This is a genomic window from Aeromonas oralensis (assembly GCF_049665575.1).
Classification (GTDB): Bacteria; Pseudomonadota; Gammaproteobacteria; order Enterobacterales; family Aeromonadaceae; genus Aeromonas; species Aeromonas hydrophila.
The window spans coordinates 1,553,376-1,575,201 of record NZ_CP187186.1 but is presented as its reverse complement, the minus strand read 5'-3'; the positions used below and the strand labels follow the sequence as shown (position 1 = coordinate 1,575,201).

Sequence of the window (21,826 nt, the reverse complement as noted above, 5' to 3'; positions counted from 1 at the left end):
CACTAAGTCGTTGTTATTCCCTGTGTTAGCGATGTACTTTGCATCACTATGGCGCCGAGACTAGCACCGGGTTTTCCAATCCGCAATGAAAAAACTTGGAACTTTTTACGAAAAGCATAGTCATAGCGGAAAAATTGTGACCTGAATCCCACATTGTTTGCACGTCATGGGAAAACGTTTACAGTGATAACCGCTGGTATTATTCGGTCAGATTGGTGATTTATCACACAATAGCGGTGCCGCGCCCTATATAAAGAAGAGGAGGTCGGATCTGTGCGTTGCCACATGCCTCGACCCGGGTTGCCAGTTGCAGGTATCCTGTTCCCCTTCACCCTGTGCAACGGTCATTTTTTTCATGCTGTCTACCCGTCTCAAAACCACCATTCGCAATACCTATCGACAAATTGCCGATGGCTTACCCGGTTTTGTGCCGCGCAAGGAGCAGAATTTTCTGGTGGCCGAGATAGCCAAGACACTGACCGGGGAGTATGACAAACAGCGTCGCATCCTGGTGGCCGAAGCCGGCACCGGCATCGGCAAGTCCCTCTCCTATGCCCAGGGGGCCATCCCGGTGGCACGGCTCACCCAGAAGAAGCTGGTGATCTCCACCGCCACCGTGGCGCTGCAGGAGCAGCTGATCCACAAGGACCTCCCCTTTTACCACCGCCACAGCGAGCTGCCGTTTCGCTTTATGCTGGTCAAGGGGCGCCAGCGTTACTGCTGCGAGCACCTGCTGGAACAGGCCGCAAGCGGCAGCGAGATGGCCAACTTCGAACTCGACTTCGGCAGCCTTAGCAAGCACAAGCCGTCAGAATCCGACAAGAGTTGCTATCAGGCGCTGTGGCAGGCCTACACCGACGGCAAATGGGATGGCGATCGGGACAACTGGCCCAAACCCATCACCGATCTCTGCTGGGATCGCATCGCCGCCGACCGCCACACCTGCAACAAGGCGCTGAGCCATCATCAGCACTGCCCCTTCCACCGTGCCCGCAACGACATGGATGCGACCGATGTGCTGGTGGTCAACCACGCCCTGCTGCTCTCCGACCTCACCATGGGGGGCGGCATCATACTGCCGCCGCCGGACGAGTGTATCTATGTGCTGGACGAAGCCCATCACTTGCCCACCATCGCCCGCGATCACGGCGCCGCCTCGGCCAGCGTCAAGGGTTCGCGCCGCTGGCTGGAGAAGCTGGCACAAGGTGCCGGCAAGCTGGCCAGAACCCTCAACAAGGAGAGCCTGCTCGATCCCCAGCTCAAGCTGCAGGATGCGCTGGCTTCCCTGCAGCCGGATCTGAAGGCGCTGGAGCAGTGGCTCGCCGCCAACGACCGGCTGTTCAATGAGGAAAAACACTATCGCTTCGCCGATGGCGTCTTGCCCGACCCTCTGCCGATGCTGGCGGAGAACCTCAAGGAGGCGAGCAAGAAGGCGCTGCGGGCGCTGGACAGAATGCAGGGCGCCATTGGCGAGGCGTTGAAGGATGGCGAGATCCGCCGCAAGGAGGCAGAACCTCTGCTGGCGGAGAGCGGCTTCTATCTGCAGCGGCTGGAGGGTTTTTGTGCCCTGTGGGAGATGTTGGGGCGCCATGTGCCCGAGGGCAAGACGCCATTGGCCCGCTGGATGGTCAAGAGCGATGACGGCGACATCTGGCTGCATGCCTCCCCCATCGAAGTCGGCTATCTGCTGGAAGAGTGGCTCTGGTCCAGGTGTCTTGGCGCCGTGCTGGTGTCGGCGACCCTGACCGCCCTCTCCTCCTTCAGCTATTTCCGCCACCAGGTGGGGCTCAAAGAGCACGATGGTACCCGCTATCTGCGGCTGCGCTCCCCCTTCGATTACCAGAAGGCCGAGCTCTATCTGCCCAAAATGGAACATGAGCCCAGCGCCCCCGCCTTCACTCAGGAGCTCATCAGCACCTTGCCCCGCCTGCTGGCAGGCAAGGAGGCGAGCCTGGTGCTCTTCTCCTCCTACCGGCAGATGAACGAGGTGGCGGTGGGGCTGCGGGCCAAGGGGCTCTCCCTGCTGGTGCAGGGCGAAGCCTCCCGCAATGCCCTGCTCACCCTACACAAGCAAAAGTGCGATGGCGGCCAGGCCAGCATCCTGTTCGGTACCGGAAGCTTCTCGGAAGGGCTGGATCTGCCCGGCCACTACCTCACCAACCTGGTGATCACCAAGCTGCCATTCGCGGTGCCCAACTCGCCGGTGGAAGAGGCCACCGCCGAGTGGGTCGAGAAGCGGGGCGGCAACCCCTTCCTGCAGCTGACAGTACCTGAGGCGTCGCGCAAGCTCATTCAGGCCTGCGGTCGTCTCATCCGCAAAGAGGCAGACAGGGGCCGGGTCACCATCCTCGACCGACGTCTATTGACCAAGCGTTATGGCAAGGGACTGCTCGACGCGCTGCCCCCCTTCAGCCGTCGGATTGAGTAAGACAAGGGACGATGGGCTCGGTCAAAACCCGTGCCGTGGCTCGCATTCGCTTTAAACAACGGGGCCGAGAGGCAACCCAGGCGCCATAAACGCCTATTGCTGCCCTTGGGCAAACCTGTAAAAATGAGCCCCTGTTTTTCAGTGGGCACTCGCCGACTGTTCAAGGAGATGAAATGAAACTGACTGTTCTGGTGCCGGCCCTGGCTGGTCTGTTGTGGGCAGGTAGTGCCCTGGCCGATGCTCAATTGGAAGTGACCAACCCTTACGTCGTACAGCTAGTCGATGGCCAATCCATCAATCCCAAGCTGCTCGACAAGACGAGTACCTATCCTATCAAAGCGGGCAAGCACCAACTGGTTGTCGCTTTTGAAGGCAACTACTCCAGCCGCAGCGAGACCAAGCTGGTCACTGCCGAACCGCTGGTGATCAACTTTACCGCCGCCGACAACCAAAAGCTGGTGCTGGACTACAAGAAGCCGCGCAACGAAGCTGAAGCCAAGTTGTTCGTCAAAGAGCAGAAGGTCGCGCTGAAAGACAAGAACAGCAACCAGGTCGTTGCCAGCGAGCAGTTCGTGCTGCCGAAAGTCGAAGGCTTCCAGCTGACCCGTGACTATCAGCAAGAACTGATCAACATGGGCAAAGCCTTCAATCAGCCCAAAACTGTTGCCATCTCCACCGCCGCCGTCATGGCCGCCAACAGCGCCCCGGTGCAAGTAGCCCCCAGCAAGGCTCAGAGCAACCCGGAAGCCCTGACCCAGCTGCAAAACTGGTACAACAAGGCCGATGCGGAAACTCGCAAAGCCTTCCAGATCTGGGTGATCCAGCAGCAGTAATGGCGCGCGAGCACTCGTTTCGTGCGACAAGGGGAGCCTGGCTCCCCTTTTTCATATCTGCCTCTCCAGCAAGGCCCTTGCCGTCATGTCACTGCGCATCTTCTATCACCCCCTCTACTCCGCCCTGACCCTGCCAGCGCATCATCGCTTCCCGCTGGCCAAGTACCAGGCGCTGTTCGAGCGACTCGGCCGCCTCGGCTATCAGCTGGCAGAAGCAGCCCCCGCCACCCCTGAGCAGATCAAACGGGTGCACGATGCCGCCTATGTGGAGGCAGCCCTCGCCGGCACCCTTGATGCCGGCGCCATTCGCCAGCTCGGTTTCCCCTGGTCGCCCCTGTTGATTGAGCGCACTCTGCGCTCGGTGGGGGCCACCCTGGCCGCCAGCCGCCACGCCTTGGAGCAGGGTTGTGGCTTGCAGATCTCCGGCGGCTATCACCACGCCCATCGAAACGTTGGCAGCGGCTTTTGCCTCTTCAACGATCTGGTGATCGCCGCCCAGATGTGCCTGGACGAAGGGCGCTGCGAGCAGGTACTGATCGTCGATCTCGATGTCCATCAAGGGGATGGCAGCGCAGCACTGTGCCAGGGGCGGCGCGACATCATCACCCTCTCCCTGCACGGGGAGCACAACTTCCCCCGCCACAAGCCCGCCTCCCACATGGATTTTCCCCTACCAAGCGGCATGGCGGACGATGCCTATCTCACCACGCTGGCAGAGGCGCTCAACCTGGCGCTGCGGCTCTATGCCCCCGACCTCATCCTCTATCAGGCCGGGGTCGATGTGCATAAGGACGACGAGCTTGGCTATCTCGCCTTGAGCGATGAAGGGGTCCGCCAGCGCGATGCCATGGTATTTGACTGCGCACAGCGGCACGGGCTGCCCATCGCCGCCGTGCCGGGCGGCGGCTACCGGCGTGACTGGCAGCAGTTGATCCCGCTACATATGTCCTTGTTTGAAGAGGCGAAAAAGCACTACGGCTAGCCGTTTATCTCTTCGTCAATCTCTGCCTGACAACCGTTGCAACCAACAAGGCGGCCCTGGGGCCGCCTCTTCTTTATACCGGGTACCCTATTGATACCGGGCACCCTAGCTCCGTCTTGCCCCCATGTCGGGAAGCGAAACTGGCGTCCTGCTGCCCGTTCAGGCGTGTGCCACCGGCGTTGGGTGTTCACCCAGCTTGCGCAGCAACATCAGCAGATAAACGCACGACACGCCGGCAATCACGATGAACAGCTGATTGTCCGAGTAGTGCTGCATCAACAGCGCGGTACAGGCCGGCCCCAGCAGGCTGCCGATGGTGTAGCTCAGCAGCAGCGCCTGATTCATCGCCACCAGCTGATGGTGCTCGACCTTCTCACAGGCCCACGCCATAGCCACCGGGTAGAGAGTGAAACCGGCGGCGCCCAGCACAAATAGCGCCGGCCCCATCGCCACACCGCCAAGCATGGCGCAACACCCCAGGATCACCACCAGCACCTGCACCCGCAGCACCGGCAGGCGGCCAAACCGATCCGCCAGACGGCCCACCGGCCACTGCCCCAGGATGCCCGCGCTCACCATCACCGCCATCCAGTAGCCAATGCCGGCATCGCTCACCCCGCGGTGATTCAGATAAAGCGGCATCAGGCCGTACAGCGACCCCAATACCATGCCGGAGATGATGCAGCCATCGACCCCGAGCCGCGCCTGCCGCAGTCGCAGCATAGGCCAGACCCGGGTGCTCCCTTGCTGCTCATTGCGCTCACTGACGATGCGGGTGAATAACAGCGGCAGGATAGCCGCCAATATCAGCCCGGTCGCCCAGGGCAGTACCTCCATCAGGCCGGTCGGCAGCTTGCTGACCAGCAGTTGCCCAAGCACGGTCCCCAGGTAGTAGACCATCATGTAGGCGGCCAGCAGGCGCCCTCGATTGCGCGCGTTGCCGCTGCACATCAGCGCGCTCTCCACCACCACCCAGATCATGGCGCAGCCGATGCCGGCGAGGAACCGCCAGCCGAGCCAGCTCCAGAAACCAAGGGTCATGCCGAGCCCGACACAGCCAGCGGCAAAGAGGGCGGAGGCCAGGTAGTAGCTGCGGTTGAACCCGTAGCGTTTGATCAGCGCCCCCGCCAGCAGGGTGCCCAGCAGGTTGCCGCTGAAATAGGAGGAACTGACCATGCCCACCTGCCAGGTCGGCAGATTGTCATGGGCCAGCCAGAGCGGCACCAGGGTGTTCAACACCGCGATGGCCAGCGTGAGCAGCAGCAGGCCGCAGAGCAACAACAGCACTGGCCGGGTGTAGGTCGTCATGGGTAATACCGTGAGGAGAGTCAAAATGCGAGCGCATCATGCCACCGCCAATGCCATTGTCAATCGGCGTTAATTGGCGCAGGGGATGTTTTTTTCGCGCAGGCAATAAAACCTCATTTGGCACCGCTCAGCGCTTGCTCGGCAGCCCGGTTCATCCCCTTGATTAACGGGTAGTTTGGCAGTGTTGGTGAGGGCATGGCCGGTCGATCATTCTCATAGCTCATTCGCGGCGCTATGAACATGATGGCGGGCAGCGGGCAGCGGGCAGCGGGCAGCGGGCAGCGGGCAGCGGGCAGCGGGCAGCGACACACAAAAGTACGCGACCACAGTGGCCAAGCCGCTTCGTCACTGATGCTCAATCTGCCCAACAACGAAGAGGCGACCCCAGGGTCGCCTCTTCATCAGTACCAGGCACAATGCCGGTTAGCGATGACGCTTCTTGGCGTACTTGCGACGCGCCCGTGCCTGACGCTCCTCTTCCCGCTCCGCCTTCTCCTTGGCCTTCTGTTCGGCCTCGGCCTCGGCTTCCACAATCTCGACGCTCACCATCGCCGGGGTCTCCAGCGAGATGCGACCCAACAGGCCTGAGCGGAACTCGTTGACCAGGATCTCGGACGCCTTGTGCAGATCGGCCAGGCCGCCCTTGCGCATGAAGCCGCGCTGGCGGGCGATGAGCTCCAGCAGCTCGATCTCGGTTTCCGGCAGCTCGCTCAGCTGATAGCGCGCCTGGATCCGCTCCGGGTAGGCCTTGATGAAGTAATCGGCGGCAAACATGGCAATGTCAGCGTAGTCAAACACCGTGTCCTTGATGGCAGCGGTGATGGCCAGCCGATAACCGCAGGAGGGCGGGTTGAGCTTGGGCCACAAGAAACCCGGGGTATCGGTCAGGATGACGTTGTTGTCGAGCTTGATCCGCTGCTGGGACTTGGTCACCCCCGCCTCGTTGCCGGTGCGGGCGATGATGCGCCCGGCCAGGGTGTTGATCAGGGTGGATTTGCCCACGTTGGGAATGCCCATGATCATGGCACGCACGCCGCGCAGCTCCAGATTGCGCTCCGGCAGCATCTCGTGGCAGAGAGTCAGCAGCTGCTTGATCTTCTCCGGCTCCTGCTGGGTCAGGGGCAACGCCTTGATCCCCTTCTCCTGCTCCATGTGGGCCACCCACAGCTCGGTGATCTCGGGGTCGGCGAGATCCGCCTTGTTGAGCACCTTGATCACCGGAGTATCGCCGCGCAGCTCGGGCACCAGCGGGTTTTCACTGGAGAAGGGGATGCGGGCGTCGAGCATCTCGATGATGACATCGACCTGGGGCATGACCTCGGCAATCTCTTTGCGGGCCTTGTGCATGTGGCCGGGGAACCAGTTGATGGACATATCCGTTACTCTCATCTAGGGACTGCGGGCGCTGGCTTGCGGTGGTGCGAGCGGCGAGCGGTGGCGGACGCAGGGCGTCGCAAGGGGGCGCATTTTACCTGCACACGCCCTGATTTGACAGGCCATTCTAGCCGCCAGCCCGCAATCCGGCCAGATTCTCCCCCACCCGCCCCCCTCGCCCACCGGCGTCCCGTGCTACGGCTGCATTAATATAAGCTATTGATACAACATAACATTCACGCAACACCTTCATCGGATTGTCATCCCGTTTCACTAAAAGTGTCATCTGCGACCTCTAGGCTGCGCTCAGGTTTTACAAGGAGCGAACCCCAATGAGAAAGATGGCAGGACTTGCATTGATGATCGGCGCCGCCCTGGCCGCCGGCTGCAACTCCAACAACGACAGCAGTGCACCCGCCACCGGCGCCAAGAACGTGATCTTCTTCCTCGGCGACGGCATGGGCCTCAATACCCTGACTGCCGCCCGCATCTACGGCGTCGGTGAAGAGGGCAGCCTCACCATCGATACCCTGCCGGAGACGGCCTTCATCAAGACCTTCTCCCATGACGCCCAGGTGACCGACTCGGCCCCCTCCATGTCCGCCTACATGACCGGGGTCAAGAGCAACAACGGCGTCATCAGCATGGACAGCGACGCCACCCAGGAGAGCAACTGCAGCAAGAGCGGCGGCAAGCCGGTCACCACCTTGCTGGAGCTGGCCAAGGCCGCCGGCCGCGGCACTGGGGTGGTTACCACCACCCGGGTGACTCACGCCACCCCGGCCGCCACCTATGCCCACCTCTGCAACCGGGATCTGGAAGCCGACATCGCCGCCCAGCTGGTGCCCGGCGGTGCCGGTTACAACAGCGCCCTCAAAGAGGGGGTGGACGTGGTGCTCGGTGGCGGCAGCAGCTTCTTTTTGCCCAAGACCGACAAGGGCAAGCGCGAGGATGGCCGCAACCTCATCGATGAGATGAAGGCCAAGGGCTACCAGTTTGCCGGCAATCTGGACGAGCTGAACAAGGCCGAGGCGGGCAAGCCGCTGCTGGGGCTGTTTGGCTCAAGCCACATGAAATATGACCTGGACCGACCCGCCAGCGAGCCTTCCCTGGCCCAAATGACCCTGGCCGCCATCAAGCAGCTCAAAGACCAGAAACAGGGCTACTTCCTGATGGTGGAAGGGGGCCGCATCGACCACGCCCTGCACGACACCAACGCCAAGCGAGCCCTGCAGGACACCCTCGCCTTCGACAACGCCATCAAGGCGACCCTCGACGAGGTGAAGAAAACCGATCCCGAGCTGAAAAACACCCTGATCGTGGTCACCGCCGACCATGACCACACGCTAGTCCTGAATGGTTATGCCAAGCGCACCGGCAAGACCACCGCCGACAACCCCGGCGTGCTCGGGCTGGTGAAGAACTACGAAACCGGCGAACCGAGCAAGGATGCCGATGGCATGCCCTACACCATCATCGGCTTTGGCAACGGCTACAACCGGGTGGACGGGCCGCGCAGCAGCGTGGCACCGCTGGATGACGCCACCGTCTCCGCCAACGACTATCACCAGGAGGTAGTGGTCAAGGTGGGCGAAATCGGCAACGAGACCCACGGCGGCACCGACGTCTTCCTAGGCGCCATCGGCCAGGGAGCGGACAGCTTCCACGGCTCACTCGACAACACCGCCGTGTTCGGCAAGGTCAAGGCTGCGGCCGGGCTGTAAGGAGCATTCCCATGAAAAGAGCCATCAACCAATCCATGAAACAGAACCTGCATAAAACCCTGGTCAGCACGGCCCTGCTGGCCGCCCTCGGCGGCGCGGCCCAGGCACAGGCCAGCGACGCCAAGAACGTCATCCTGTTTATCGGCGACGGCATGGGCCCCACCGTGCTCACCGCCACCCGCCTCTACAAGGTGGGGGAGGAGGGCAATCTGGAGATGATGAAGCTGGCTCGCAGCGCCCGCATCAAGACCTTCTCCAACGATGCCCAGACCACCGACTCGGCCCCCTCCATGGCGGCCTACACCACCGGGGTCAAGATGAACAACGAGGTGATCGCCATGAGCAGCGACACCAAAGCCATCGCGCCCGGCAAGGACGCCAACGGCAACAAGGGCGTCAACAACTGCGCCAGCGACAACGGCAAGCCGGTGCCCACCATCCTGGAGCTGGCCAAGGCGGCAGGCAAATCGGTCGGGGCCGTCACCACCACCGAGCTGACCCATGCCACCCCGGCCGCCACCTACTCCCACATCTGCCACCGGGATGCTGCCTACGCCATCGCCGCGCAGGCGGTACCGGGCGGTGCCGGCTTCAACCAGGCGCTGGGGGACGGGGTCGACGTGCTGATGGGGGGCGGCGCCAACCACTGGACGCCTTACAACAGCACCAGCAACAAGGGGGGCCGCGCCGACGGACGGGATCTCACCGCCGAGCTGACCGCTCAGGGCTATCGCTACGTCACCACCAAAGATGATCTGGCTGGCGTCAACTCGGGCAAGGTGCTTGGGCTGTTCAGCGCCAAATCCCACCTCGACTACGAGCTGGACCGCGTCGCCAAGGGGGCGGCCAATACCCAGCCGTCGCTCTCCGAGATGACCGCCAAGGCGATCGATCTGCTCAGCCAGAACAGCCAGGGTTATTTCCTGATGGTGGAAGGGGGCCGCATTGACCACGCCCTGCACGGCACCAATGCCAAGCGCTCGCTCACCGATGCGGTAGCACTGGACGAGGCGGTCAAGACGGCGCTCGGCAAGGTGGATTTGAAAGATACCCTGATCGTGGTCACCGCCGACCATGACCACACCATGACCATCAACGGCTACTCCGCCAAGGGCAACAAGGTGCTGGATCTGGTGAAAAATGGCGATGGCTCGACCCAGAACGACGTGGATGGCAAGCCGTTCACCACCCTGGTGTTCGGCAACGGCCCCAACCGTCCCGATGTGCGCCCCACCCTCACCAGCGATCAGGTGATGGCGGACGACTACCTGCAGGAGACCGGGGTCAAGCTCGGCTCCGAGACCCACGGTGGCGGCGATGTCATGCTGTTCGCCGACGGTGCCGGCAGCAGCCGCTTCAAAGGCACGCTGGACAACACCCGGGTGTTCGGCAAGCTCAAGGAGGCGCTCGGCCTGTAAACGGCAGGGCCCGGCAGGGTGCCGGGCCCTGCTCGTTCGAGCGATCCCCCATGATGCGATATTTACTTCCGCTATGGCTGTTCGCCAGCAGCCTCTCTTTTCCCCTCCTTGCCGATGAAATCCCCGATCTGGCCGCCCGCATCCGCTATCAGGACAGGGTGACCAGCAGCGATGGCATCAGCAAGGAGAGCCAGTGGCAGGAGAAGTGGCTGCGGGTTGGCGATCAGGTGTGGAGCCAACGGCTCATCCCGCTGCCCCTTGCCCGCGCCTATCACGCCACCCACGATGCCACCCCGGGCCACAAGCACTTTACCCACCAGATGGCGGCGCGCTGGGTGACCCGCGACCAGCAGGGGATGCTGCAACTGCGCTACGCCGACAGCTGGCACAACCAGCTGGTGGAGGTGCCTGAAGAGGAGTACGGTCAGGTGGCCTTCAAGCCCGACTGGCCGCGGATCCGCCATCTCATCAACCCGGCCCTGTTGCAGGAAATGACGCCCCTCGACGAGGCAGCCCCCGAACAGGCGCGCTGGTATGAAAAACGCGAGGGCAACCAGCGCACCCGCATCCTCTGGTCGAGCCGCTGGCAGCTGCCGCTGGTGGTGGAGTCGGCGAGCCTCGACGGTTATCGCAGCTACCGGATGGAGGTGACCCTCAAGCCCCTGCCAAAGAGCCAGCCCTGGCAGCAGCTGGACGGCTACCAGACCCTTGATCTGCGGGATTTCTTCGACTGACGGGACGCCCCGAATGGGGTGAGCTGATTTGTGCTGACGGGATGTTACACTCTGTGTACTCATCCCAAATCCGGCCAGCCATGCGAACTTCCCTTCTCTTGCTGCTTTGCACCCTGCTCTTCCCCGCCGCCCAGGCCCAGGCCGTGGTGGTCATCGCCGCCGAGATCCCCCCCTATGTCATCCGCTCCTATCAGGGCGCCCCGAGCGGCATGGCCATCGAAGTGCTGGAGGAGGCGGCCCGCCGCCTCAAGGAGCCGCTGACCATCGAGCTGATGCCGCTGGCCCGCGCCCTCAGCCAGACTCGCCACCGCCAGGACGTACTGCTGGTGCCGCCGGTGCGCAGCCCCCAGCGCGAGCCGCAGTTCCTGTGGATTGCGCCGCTGCTGGACGAGGCCTTCGTGCTGGTCAGCCATCGCCAGCACCACCCGACGCCTCTCACCACCAACACGCTGCCCGGCCTCACCGTCGGGGTGATGCGCGGCTCCTATGGCCAGAGCCTGCTGCAGCCCTACCCGCAAGTGAAGCAGGCGCTGGTGGCCGAAGAGATCCACAACGCCGACAAGCTGGCGCTGGGCCGTATCCAGGGCTGGGCGGTGGCCTGGAACAGCGCCCGCTACAACCAGCAGCAGGCCGGTCTGCCACTGACGGATCTGGTGCGCGGCGACACCCTGCAGCGAGCCTCGCTTTACCTGGCTGCCAGCCCCCGTTTCCCGCCCGCCGAGGCAACCCGCTGGCGCAAGATCATCGCCACCATGCACGACGATGGCAGCCTGGCGCGCATCATCAAGCAGTACGATTACCAGGCACCCTGACAAGCTTGTCAGGATAATTGCCAAAGCAGTCCAGAATGGTTATGGTATCCCCATGAAAGCGCTCATTATTTTATCAAGCCAGCTCACACCCCGTTGAGCCCCCGCCCTCGCCTCCGACAGCGAGTCGTTCGGGGGCGTCGCATTCCCGATCTGTTTTTTCGTATCGCACAATCTTTTTCGACCAGCTTGCCCGTCATCCTGGTCCTTTAACCCATTGATAAGGAATATCTTATGAAACAACCTCATCTCGTGATCTCCAGCCTGGATCTCGACCGCATCGAGCAACTGCTCGGCAACCATCCCCAGCACCTGGCCCTGCAGGAGGAGCTGGATCGCGCCGAGATGCGCGAGCCGGCCGACATGCCCCCGGACGTGGTCACCATGAACAGCACGGTGCGCTTCAAGATGCCGAGCAGCGGCAACGAGTTCTGCCTGACCCTGGTCTACCCCAAGGACGTGCAGGGTGACGAGTCGAAGATCTCCGTGCTGGCCCCGGTCGGCAGCGCCCTGCTCGGCCTGAAGGTAGGCGACAGCATCGCCTGGCCCGGCCCGGCCGGTCGCACCATCGAGGTGGAGATCCTGGAAGTGGTCTATCAGCCGGAGCGTGCCGGCGAGCTGCACCGCTAATCCTCCCGGGTACGTGCCAAGCCGCTGGCGCAGGCCTGCGCACGTGCCCGCCCCTGATCCCGATCAAGCTTTGCCACAGAAGCGCCGCCAATCCCGCTCACATGCCCTGCTTTCTCTTGAGCCCGGGCGAGGCGGCAGGTATCTTGTTGGCCGCGCCAGCACCCTGGCCGCAGATTTCAGGCTGACATCATGATAAAGATTGCCCTCATCGACGATCACCAGATCGTCCGCTCCGGCTTTGCTCAACTGCTCAATCTCGAACCCGACCTGCGGGTGGTGGCCGAATTTGGCTCCGCCGCCGAGGCGCTGGCGGGACTGCCCGGCAGTGGCGTGCAGCTGTGCGTGTGCGACATCTCCATGCCGGACCAGTCCGGGCTGGATCTGCTCAAGCGCCTCCCTTCCGGCCTCGCCGTGGTGATGCTGTCGGTGCACGACAGCCCGGCGTTGATCGAGCAGGCATTGCAAGCTGGCGCCAAGGGGTTCCTCTCCAAGCGCTGCAGCCCGGACGAACTGATCGCCGCGGTGCGTACCGCCGCCCACGGCGGCTGCTACCTCACCCCGGACATTGCCCACAAGCTGGCCTGCAACAGCCAGGATCCGCTCACCAACCGGGAACGGGAAGTGGCCCAGCTGCTGGCGCGGGGACTGGAGGTGAAGGCCATCGCCGAGCAGCTTGGTCTTTCCCCCAAGACGGTGCACGTGCACCGCGCCAACCTGATGGACAAACTCAAGGTCAGCAACAACGTGGAGCTGGCCCACCGCATGCTGGACAGCTGGTGATCCCCCGTCTTGCCAGCTATGTCGCCATCTCGCTGGCGGCCTGTTTCATCTTTGCTGCCGGCTGGTTCTGCCTGTGGAGCATCGGCCTGCACCTGGCGGGATCGCCCATGCTGGCGGCCCTGCTGTTCCCCTTCGGCCTGCGTCTGGGGCTGCTGCTGCAAAGCCCGATCGCCTACTGGCCGCCGCTGCTGCTGTGCGAATCCCTGCTGCTCTACTGGCTCAATCAGGAGGTGGGGCTGCCGCTGTGGCCGCTCATTCAGGCGGGCAGCCTGCTCACCCTGCTGCCGCTGCTCATCGCCCGCCGCCAGCCAGTGCGCAACGACTGGCAGCAGCTGCTGGTGCTGCTGGCTACCGTCACGGTGGCGGCGGGGCTGCAATCCCTGCTCTGGCATCTGGCTGGCGAGGATGGCCTCACCGCGCTGCTGCTCACCCTCACCGGCGGGCTGACGCTGACCTCCACCTGCATGCTGATCTGGCACTACCTCACCCGCGCCACCTGGGTACCGCTCGGGCCAACCCTGGTGGATCAACCGGTGGACTGGCGTTTTCGCCATCTGGTCTGGTATCTGCTGTTGTTCGTGCTGAGCCTCTGGCTGCAGCTCGGTCTGCCGGACTCGCTGGTGCGCTTCACCCCGTTTTGTCTGGCCATTCCCATCATGGCCATGGCCTGGCGCTACGGCTGGCAGGGGGCCCTGCTCGCCACCCTGATGAACACGGTGGCGCTGATGGCCGGCCAGGCCTGGCACGATCATCCGCTCGATCTGCTGCTCTCCTTGCTGGCCCAGAGCCTCACCGGCCTGCTGCTCGGCGCCGGCATCCAGCGCCAGCGCGAGCTCAACCAGGCGCTGACCCGCCAGCTTGCCCACAATCGCCAGCTCACCGAACGGCTGCTGGAGACCGAAGAGAGCATCCGCAAGGAGGTGGCGCGCGAGCTGCACGACGACATCGGCCAGACCATCACCGCCATCCGTACCCAGGCCGGCATAGTGCGCCGCCTCGCCCCGGACAATGCCGGGGTCGGCCAGAGCAGCGCCCTCATCGAGACGCTGTCGCTGGGCATCTACGATGCGGTGCGCGGCCTGCTCGGCCGGCTGCGCCCCCGCCAGCTTGACGACATGAGCCTGGAGCAGGCGGTACGCGGCCTGCTGCGGGAGCTGGAGCTGGAGCGCCGCGGCATCGTCACCCGGCTTGAGTGGCAGCTGGCGGACGCCGGCCTCTCCGATGCCCAGCGGGTCACCCTGTTTCGGGTCTGTCAGGAGGGGCTCAACAACGTGGTGAAACACGCCAACGCCAGCTCGGTCACCATCCGGGCCCACCGCCAGGGCGAGCGACTGACTCTGCTGCTGGAAGACGATGGCTGCGGCCTGCCCGAACACCGCACGCCCCAGGGCTATGGCCTGCTCGGCATTCGCGAGCGGGTGCAGGCACTGGGAGGCGCATTGCAGCTCTCCTGCGTGCACGGCACCCAGCTGACCGTGACCCTGCCCGGCCGCAAACGGGAGGAGAGTCATGAGTAACAGCCTGCTGCAGGGAAGGACCGCCTGATGCTCAGTTTCATGAGAAGCGCACCGCCCCAGCCCCTCATCCGCGATCAGGCCGAGATCGACGCCTGTTATCGCCACTGGCGGCTGCACATCCTGCTGACCATGTATCTTGGCTATGCGGTGTTCTACTTCACCCGCAAGAGCTTCAACTTCGCCATGCCGGACATGCTGGCCAGCGGCATGCTGAACAAGGCCGACATCGGCATGCTGTGGACCCTGTTCTACATCACCTACGGCTGCTCCAAATTCTTCTCCGGCATCATCAGCGACCGCGCCAATCCGCGCTACTTCATGGGCCTCGGGCTGATGGCGACCGGAGTCATCAATATCCTGTTCGGGCTCTCGTCGTCGCTGTGGCTGTTCGCCGCCCTCTGGGTGGCCAACGCCTTCTTCCAGGGCTGGGGCTGGCCCCCCTGCTCCAAGCTGCTCACCAGCTGGTACTCGCGCAGCGAACGCGGCTTCTGGTGGTCAGCCTGGAACACGGCCCACAACGTGGGTGGCGCACTCATTCCCCTCATCGTCAGCACCCTGGCCCTGCAGCACGGTTGGCGCTACGGCATGATAGTGCCCGGCCTGATCGCCATCCTGGCGGGGTTGTTCCTCTGCTGGCGGCTGCGCGATACCCCGACCGCAATGGGACTGCCCACGGTGGGCGAGTGGCGAAACGATGCCATGGAGCTGGCCCAGCAGACTCAGGATGCCGGCCTATCCCATCGCCAGATCCTGCGCAAATACGTGCTCGGCAACCCCTATATCTGGCTGCTGGCCTGCTGCTACGTGCTGGTCTACGTGGTACGCACCGCCATCAACGATTGGGGCAATCTCTACATGACCGAGCAGCGCGGCTTCAATCTGATGAGCGCCAACTCGGCCATCTCCATGTTCGAGGTGGGGGGCTTTATCGGTGCCCTGGTGGCGGGCTGGGGATCGGACAAGCTGTTCAACGGCAACCGCGGGCCGATGAACCTCATCTTTGCGGTGGGCATATTGCTGGCGGTGGGATCGCTCTGGCTGATGCCCTTCTTCAGCTATGTGATGCAGGCGGCCTGTTTCTTCACCATCGGTTTCTTCGTGTTCGGCCCCCAGATGCTGATCGGCATGGCGGCGGCGGAGTGCTCCCACAAGAATTCCGCGGGGGCCGCCACCGGCTTCGTCGGCCTGTTTGCCTACATGGGGGCGGCGCTCTCTGGCTATCCGCTGGCGAGGGTGCTGGAGATCTGGCACTGGCAGGGCTTCTTCGTGGTGATCTCGGTGGCCGCCGGCGTCTCCGCCCTGCTGCTGCTCCCCTTCCTCAAGGCGCAGGCGCCGCGTCCCCGCGACGCCGATTGACCGGCTAGGCTTGCGCCAGCCGGCAGACCCGATTCTTGCCCTCCCGCTTGGCCTGATAGAGGGCGCGATCCGCCTGGCTGAACAGGGGGTCGAAGTGCCAGCTGTGCTGGCAGCGCACCAGCCCCATGCTGACGGTGATGCCGATCCCGTGCATGTCCTGCGCCGCCAGAGAGCGGATGATCTGCTCGCAGCGCTGCTGCTGGGCCGTTTCATCCTCCTGCGGCAGCAGCAACACGAACTCCTCGCCGCCAAAGCGACTGGCCACCAGCTCTTGCTGAGCGCCGAGATAGGCCCCCACCGCCGCCAGCACCTTGTCCCCCATCTCATGACCATGGCGATCGTTGATCTGCTTGAAGTCATCGAGATCCAGCACCGCCAGGGCACCGAATTCGGTCATCCGGCGCCGGGCCATCAGCTCCATGAAGCCGCGCCGGTTGAGCAGACCGGTGAGCGGATCGTGGCTCGCCTGCTGGCGCAGGGCCAGTGCCCGGTACTGGGTGCAGAGCAGCAACACCCCGAAGGTGGAGAGGTAACTGCCCATCAGCATGGAGAGGAAGGGCAGCACGTTGACACCGCTCTGATCCATCAAGACTCTGGCATCCCCCTGCAGCAGAAATGCCATGCGCAGCAGGTTGAAGCCATAGAGCAGGATGTTGACCACGGTGAACACCAGTACGGCGGGCAGATAGGCGGGATAACCGTACCGCCAGATGAGAAAGACGATCACCGCCCCCAGTACCATGTAGCTCAGGCAGGCCAGCAGCACCCGGGGGGCCATCTGATCGTTGAAGGCAATGCTCCAGCTCAGGATCAGCACATAGATCAGCATGAACCAGCCGCTGGCAGACCAGCTGAGGGGCTGGCCGAAGAAACGCTGCAGCGCCAGCGGCATCAGGGCGATGCAGACGGTGATCAGCAGATTGGCCAGCCAGATCCCCGCCAGACTCGGCATGAAGGCCTGCAGGGTAAAGAGGCTCTGGGCCACCAGTGCGAACAGACTGGACCACCACCAGTATCCGAGTCCGGGGATCTCCCTGTGGGTCGACCAGATGATGGAGAGAGTGATGAAGCCGAGGCTGTAGCCACCCAGCGCCATGATCATCAGAGTGAATACATCCAGCTTGAGCAGTATTGAGGCGTCCATACCAGTGCCACTAAACGAAGGTAACTGAGTATATTTGAAGCGCAAAACAAGACCCAGCGGTGTCTGACTAAATCCTCAATTAAAAACCATTTAGTGGGCGGCAATCGCACACACTAAATTCATTCGAATCTGTTTTTTGGCGCTTGGCGGCCAGGTGAGCAACAATTGACACTACTGATGGCGGGCTGGCTTGTAACAAAATGTGCTGAATACATTTTTGGCTTGAACCCGCCTCATTAGATAGATATGTTGTTTTCGTGTGATTTTATGAGTGCCGCCACGGGGAAAAAGCGCCACTAACCTATTGAGTCGTCTGGCACAATCGGAATTTGGTACATTTTTCACTCAGCCGGCAGCAAATAGAATCTCATATGGGGCTTTTGCCTCAATCAAGACAATAATCCTGTCTTGCCCTGTTGCCGGATGCAGCAGTCTCTTGTGCCACGGAGTCGCACGGGATCAGGTTCAAGGCCGAACACACTTTTGACAGAGACGTCACTTATGATCAAAAAACTCATTCTTTCTACCCTGCTGCTGTGCGGGCTGGCCAACGCCGCGCCCACTTCCACCCTGGATGCCGTGCTGGAGCGCGGCGTGCTGCGGGTCGGTTTCGACGCCGGCTATCAACCCTTCGAAATGACCAACAAGCAGGGCCAGTACATCGGCTTTGACGTGGATCTGGCCAAGATGGTCGCCAAGGAGATGGGCGTGAAGGTCGAGTTCGTCAACACCGCCTGGGATGGCATCATTCCGGCCCTCTTGACCGACAAGTTCGACGTCATCATGGGCGGCATGACCGTCACTCCCCAGCGCAACCTGCGCGTCAACTTTGCCGACCCCTACATCGTGGTCGGGCAGACCATCGTCCTGCGCAAGGACAAGGCCGGCGAGATCAAATCCTTCACCGACCTCAACGATCCCAAGTACAAGATCGCGGTCAAGCTCGGCACCACCGGCGAGCAGGCAGTCAAGCGTCTGATCCCGAAAGCCACCCTGCTGCAGTTTGAAACCCAGGATGACGCCAAGCTGGAAGTGCTCAACGGCAAGGTCGACGCCTTCGTCTACGACCTGCCCTACAACGCCATCTTCGCCACCCAGAACAAGGGGGCCGTGGTGCACCTCGACAAGCCGTTCACCTTCGAACCGCTGGCCTGGGCCATCCGCAAGGGCGACCAAGACACCCTCAACTGGTTCAACAACTACCTGCGCCAAATCAAGGGTGACGGCAGCTACGACCGACTCTACCAGAAGTGGTTCGAGTCCACCGCCTGGCTGAACCAGCTCAAGTAACCTCGCAAGGGGCGGCCCGCCGCCCCTTCACGCAGATCCCCACACAATAACTACAACGAGGTTGCGACAGTGCACAACCCAACAAGACAGATGGAAAAACAACCCAATCAACTGCTCTGGCACGGGATCTTCCTGCTGGTCGTGCTGGCCGCCATCTTTGGCATCTACAAGGCCGTGCAATCGGTGGATTACACCTGGCGCTGGGAGCGGATCCCCCAGTACATCGCCTATCAGGCGGAACAGAAAAACTACGCCGAATTTGACGGTACCGTGGTCGCCGGCACCACCGAGGCCGACAAGGGCAAGCTGTTTTTGCAAAACGATCTCGATCCCAACCAGCGCCAAGCCATCGCCATCAGCGGCGGCCAGGTAGCAGAAGGGGACACCGTCTTTCGTGGCGACACCCTCGACACCCAGCTGAGCTGGACTGCCGGCCCCATTGCCTGGGGCGTCTGGGTCACGGTCAAACTCTCGCTGGTTGCAGGCATCTTCGCCATCCTGCTCGGCACCCTGGCCGGGCTGGCCCGACTTTCCCCCAACCCCGCCCTGCGCAACCTGGCGGTCACCTACGTGGAGCTCATCCGCGGCACCCCGCTGCTGGTGCAGATCTTCATCGTCTACTTCTTCATCGGCACCGTGCTGAACCTCGACCGATTCACCGCCGGGGTGGCGGCACTGGCGGTCTTCACCGGCGCCTACGTGGCGGAAATCGTCCGTGCCGGCATCAGCTCCATCCACAAGGGGCAGATGGAAGCGGGCAGAAGCCTCGGCATGACCTCGGCCCAGACCATGCGCTACGTCATCCTGCCGCAGGCGTTCAAGCGGGTGCTGCCGCCGCTGGCGGGCCAGTTCATCAACCTTATCAAGGACTCCTCGCTGGTCTCTGTCATCTCCATCACCGATCTCACCAAGGCGGGGCGCGAGGTGGTGAGCTCCACCTTCAGCCCGTTCGAGGTGTGGTTCACCGTGGCCCTGCTCTATCTGGTGCTGACTGGCACTCTCTCCTTCCTGGTGCGTCGTCTGGAGGTGAAATATGCGCGCAGCAACTGATCCCATTATCACAGCCAGTGGTGTAGAGAAGTTCTACGGCACCGAGGTACACGCCCTCAAGAACGTCAGCACCCAGGTCGCCGAGGGGGAAGTGGTGGTGATCGTCGGCCCCAGTGGCTCCGGCAAGTCCACCTTCCTGCGCACCCTCAACCAGTTGGAGACCATCAACGACGGCAATATCGTGGTGGATGGCATCAGCCTGACCGAGCCGGGGAACGTCAACAAATTGCGGGAGGAGGTGGGCATGGTGTTCCAGTCTTTCAACCTCTTCCCCCATCTGAACGTGCTGGACAACATCTGCCTCGCCCCGCAGAAGGTGCGCGGGCTGTCGCGTCGCGATGCCGAAGACAGAGCCAAGGCCCTGCTGCTCAAAGTCGGCCTGTCGGCCAAGGCCGAGAGCTACCCCTCCCAGCTCTCCGGCGGCCAGCAGCAGCGGGTAGCCATTGCCCGGGCGCTCGCCATGCAGCCGCGCATCATGCTGTTTGACGAGCCCACCAGCGCGCTCGACCCCGAGATGGTGGGCGAAGTGCTGGACGTGATGAAGGGGCTGGCCCGCGAGGGGATGACCATGGTGGTGGTAACCCACGAGATGGGCTTTGCCCGTGAGGTGGCAGATCGGGTGCTCTTTATGGAGAGCGGCGAGCTGCTGGTAGACGAGAAGCCGACGGACTTTTTCGACAATCCCCCCTCCCCGCGCCTGCGCCAGTTCCTGAGCCAGGTGCTGTAATAGCGCCGGTGATAAAAAGCAGAAGAGGGAGCCCATGGCTCCCTCTTCTGCTTATACCTTGCCGACCATATCTATTTTGTCGCTTTGCGTTTCGCTTCATCCAGCATGGCTTGCAGTGCCGGCATGTTGCGCTCGGCCAGAGATTGGCCCACCAGCGAGCTCTCCTGAAAGATGACCGGCATGGTATCCAGAGATTTCTTCCCGACCGGACTCTGATAAAAGGCGATCAGCGCCTTGAGCTCAGCCTCGGTGAAATGCTTGCGGTAGATAGCGGCCACTTCGCTACTCATTGCCCCCCAGGAGAGGTAACGGCTCACCCAGGCCTCCAGTACATCGCGGTGCTGGGCCAACTCCTGAGCATGTTCACCGGCGCCACGAATGATCAGCGGGATCATCTGTGCCTGCATCTGGGCCTGCAGCTGCTCCGCCTGTTGCTCGCTGTTGAGCAGGTTGACCAGTTCCTGAGCGGGATCGGCTCACACACTGCCACTCCACACCAGGGCGATGACAACCCCTCTTTTCACCCACTGCATAACCACCTCGCTAATCATATAAAAACAACAGGTTACATTGATTCATCAAACAGACCAGTCGCCAGATGGTGGTGATGCGCGCAAGGTATATGATTGCCATCCGGATCTGTGCCGGCAACTCCCTGTGGTGCTGCCTTTCCCCCCACCGTCACCGGTAACCCACCAAAAACAGCAGAGGGACTCTCAGTCCCTCTGCTGTTGGCCGAAACCCTGTGTTTATCGGCTGAATCTGACTGGCTCCCTTATCAGTTCAGCGCGGGGACTTTCCCAGATAACGCTCCACGATGAGCCGGATCCCGTCCCGCTTCTTGAGCTCGTAGAGCCGCTTGTCGAACTGCTCGGCAAAGTCCTGCTTGAAGTCGAATTCCCCCTTGCGGCTGTAGCCGAGAAACCCCTGCTCCTTACTGAGCACCGGCCCTTGCTTGAGCTGGGACATGTCGGCCACCGCCAGCTGGTTGCCCTTGATCATGTTGAGCAACTCATAGAGCAGGGAGAGGCGGTCGTTGACGGTACAGTCCACCCGGCCGCGCACTATCTTGAGCAGGTTCTCCCGGTTGCTCTTCACCTCCTCCAACCCGATCTTCTGCTGCTGGACGGCCTGCCAGAAGGAGGCACCACCTATGGTGAAACCGGCATTCATGCCAAAGCGCAGTCCGTAGTAGTCGGCCGGGAATTGCGCCTGCGGGGTATTGACCGCCACCCCGGCACCGCACATCACCACCAGCTCCTCGTCGAGCAGGGGTTGGGAATAGGGCCACATCCAGGGGCGGCTGTCTGGCTGGTAATAGGGCGGAAAGATGGCGAAGGCACTGCCCTGTTCCACCATGCTGAGACCCCGTCGCCAGGGCATGGCCTTGAGCACCACCTCGTACTCATCCATGGAGGCCGTCACGCTGCGCACTATGTCGGCATAGATCCCCTTCACCTCCTCCCCCTCCTGCCAGGAGTAGGGTGGATAGTTGGCATCGGCCAGGATCTCGACCCGGGTCTTGGCCTGCGCCAGCAGGCAGACTCCCATCAACAAACAACACCACAGCCGCATCATCTGCCACTCCAGAGGTAGAAAACCTCATCAAGCATAGTCACTGCGCCATGGCTCAGAGGGCCATCACGCCCTTTCATGGCCATGCACTTGCAGACTCCTGCCGCCAGCATCAGATGGCGACGTCCATCGGGTGAAAATTGTTAA

At 62.4% G+C, this 21,826-nt stretch carries 19 protein-coding genes; 14 read left to right on the top strand and 5 right to left on the bottom strand.

Features of this window, described 5'->3' with window-relative positions; translation table 11 throughout:
• Positions 1 to 355: 355 nt before the first annotated feature.
• From dinG to ACPDZI_RS07570, 3 genes are all read left to right on the top strand, one after another.
• Complete coding sequence (gene dinG, locus ACPDZI_RS07580) at positions 356 to 2,428, top strand: ATP-dependent DNA helicase DinG (protein ID WP_168967067.1); 2,073 nt, start codon at positions 356 to 358, stop codon at positions 2,426 to 2,428.
• A 173-nt stretch (positions 2,429 to 2,601) separates the two neighbouring features.
• On the top strand, positions 2,602 to 3,261 hold the full coding sequence (locus tag ACPDZI_RS07575; protein ID WP_076361368.1) for a YccT family protein: 660 nt from the start codon (positions 2,602 to 2,604) through the stop codon (positions 3,259 to 3,261).
• Positions 3,262 to 3,346: 85 nt separating this feature from the next.
• Positions 3,347 to 4,243 (top strand): histone deacetylase family protein, encoded by an 897-nt coding sequence (locus tag ACPDZI_RS07570; protein WP_438834278.1) that lies wholly within the window; start codon positions 3,347 to 3,349, stop codon positions 4,241 to 4,243.
• A 159-nt stretch (positions 4,244 to 4,402) separates the two neighbouring features.
• On the opposite strand, the gene ACPDZI_RS07565 is transcribed toward ACPDZI_RS07570, so the two are convergent.
• Together ACPDZI_RS07565 and ylqF are read right to left on the bottom strand one after the other, a co-directional pair.
• Entirely contained in the window at positions 4,403 to 5,551 is a 1,149-nt protein-coding gene (locus ACPDZI_RS07565; protein ID WP_438834277.1) for an MFS transporter, read from the bottom strand.
• Between the two features lie 423 nt (positions 5,552 to 5,974).
• Entirely contained in the window at positions 5,975 to 6,925 is a 951-nt protein-coding gene (ylqF, locus tag ACPDZI_RS07560; protein ID WP_438834276.1) for a ribosome biogenesis GTPase YlqF, read from the bottom strand.
• A gap of 332 nt (positions 6,926 to 7,257) precedes the next feature.
• Here ylqF and ACPDZI_RS07555 point away from each other — a divergent pair, with 332 nt between their 5' ends.
• The 8 genes from ACPDZI_RS07555 (at position 7,258) to ACPDZI_RS07520 (ending at position 15,893) form a co-directional block, all read left to right on the top strand.
• Positions 7,258 to 8,649 carry an alkaline phosphatase gene (locus tag ACPDZI_RS07555; protein WP_438834275.1) on the top strand — a complete coding sequence of 464 codons (1,392 nt, stop codon included), beginning with the start codon at positions 7,258 to 7,260 and terminating at the stop codon, positions 8,647 to 8,649.
• 11 nt (positions 8,650 to 8,660) lie between these two features.
• A complete protein-coding gene (locus tag ACPDZI_RS07550) occupies positions 8,661 to 10,067 on the top strand; it encodes an alkaline phosphatase (protein ID WP_236662938.1) in 1,407 nt (468 codons plus the stop codon).
• Between the two features lie 50 nt (positions 10,068 to 10,117).
• Positions 10,118 to 10,801, top strand: a complete 684-nt coding sequence (locus ACPDZI_RS07545; RefSeq protein ID WP_168967064.1) for a hypothetical protein — start codon at positions 10,118 to 10,120, stop codon at positions 10,799 to 10,801.
• A gap of 41 nt (positions 10,802 to 10,842) precedes the next feature.
• Positions 10,843 to 11,613: a substrate-binding periplasmic protein gene (locus ACPDZI_RS07540; protein WP_045527420.1), complete on the top strand. Its 771-nt coding sequence runs from the start codon at positions 10,843 to 10,845 to the stop codon at positions 11,611 to 11,613.
• 231 nt (positions 11,614 to 11,844) lie between these two features.
• Positions 11,845 to 12,240 (top strand): nucleoside diphosphate kinase regulator, encoded by a 396-nt coding sequence (gene rnk, locus ACPDZI_RS07535; RefSeq protein ID WP_011706600.1) that lies wholly within the window; start codon positions 11,845 to 11,847, stop codon positions 12,238 to 12,240.
• 189 nt (positions 12,241 to 12,429) lie between these two features.
• Positions 12,430 to 13,020, top strand: coding sequence for a transcriptional regulator UhpA (gene uhpA / locus ACPDZI_RS07530; RefSeq protein WP_011706601.1), 591 nt, complete (start codon positions 12,430 to 12,432; stop codon positions 13,018 to 13,020).
• Positions 13,017 to 14,537, top strand: coding sequence for a signal transduction histidine-protein kinase/phosphatase UhpB (gene uhpB / locus ACPDZI_RS07525; RefSeq protein WP_017409865.1), 1,521 nt, complete (start codon positions 13,017 to 13,019; stop codon positions 14,535 to 14,537). The genes uhpA and uhpB overlap by 4 nt, the downstream gene beginning before the upstream one ends.
• A 27-nt stretch (positions 14,538 to 14,564) precedes the next feature.
• Positions 14,565 to 15,893, top strand: a complete 1,329-nt coding sequence (locus ACPDZI_RS07520) for an MFS transporter (RefSeq protein ID WP_207137001.1) — start codon at positions 14,565 to 14,567, stop codon at positions 15,891 to 15,893.
• A 4-nt stretch (positions 15,894 to 15,897) separates the two neighbouring features.
• On the opposite strand, the gene ACPDZI_RS07515 is transcribed toward ACPDZI_RS07520, so the two are convergent.
• Positions 15,898 to 17,037, bottom strand: a complete 1,140-nt coding sequence (locus tag ACPDZI_RS07515; RefSeq protein ID WP_438834274.1) for a diguanylate cyclase — start codon at positions 17,035 to 17,037, stop codon at positions 15,898 to 15,900.
• Positions 17,038 to 17,538: 501 nt separating this feature from the next.
• On the opposite strand from ACPDZI_RS07515, the gene ACPDZI_RS07510 reads away from it, so the two are divergent.
• The 3 genes from ACPDZI_RS07510 to ACPDZI_RS07500 all read left to right on the top strand — a co-directional run bounded on the left by ACPDZI_RS07510 (position 17,539) and on the right by ACPDZI_RS07500 (position 20,104).
• Complete coding sequence (locus ACPDZI_RS07510; protein ID WP_168967060.1) at positions 17,539 to 18,327, top strand: transporter substrate-binding domain-containing protein; 789 nt, start codon at positions 17,539 to 17,541, stop codon at positions 18,325 to 18,327.
• A gap of 90 nt (positions 18,328 to 18,417) precedes the next feature.
• Positions 18,418 to 19,377 (top strand): amino acid ABC transporter permease, encoded by a 960-nt coding sequence (locus tag ACPDZI_RS07505; RefSeq protein ID WP_167824962.1) that lies wholly within the window; start codon positions 18,418 to 18,420, stop codon positions 19,375 to 19,377.
• Positions 19,361 to 20,104 carry an amino acid ABC transporter ATP-binding protein gene (locus tag ACPDZI_RS07500; protein ID WP_323995709.1) on the top strand — a complete coding sequence of 248 codons (744 nt, stop codon included), beginning with the start codon at positions 19,361 to 19,363 and terminating at the stop codon, positions 20,102 to 20,104. The genes ACPDZI_RS07505 and ACPDZI_RS07500 overlap by 17 nt, the downstream gene beginning before the upstream one ends.
• 71 nt (positions 20,105 to 20,175) lie before the next feature.
• On the opposite strand, the gene ACPDZI_RS07495 is transcribed toward ACPDZI_RS07500, so the two are convergent.
• Together ACPDZI_RS07495 and ACPDZI_RS07490 are read right to left on the bottom strand one after the other, a co-directional pair.
• Positions 20,176 to 20,511 (bottom strand): DUF2059 domain-containing protein, encoded by a 336-nt coding sequence (locus ACPDZI_RS07495; RefSeq protein ID WP_438834273.1) that lies wholly within the window; start codon positions 20,509 to 20,511, stop codon positions 20,176 to 20,178.
• Positions 20,512 to 20,887: 376 nt separating this feature from the next.
• Entirely contained in the window at positions 20,888 to 21,655 is a 768-nt protein-coding gene (locus ACPDZI_RS07490; RefSeq protein WP_411583868.1) for a substrate-binding periplasmic protein, read from the bottom strand.
• Positions 21,656 to 21,826 lie beyond the last annotated feature (171 nt).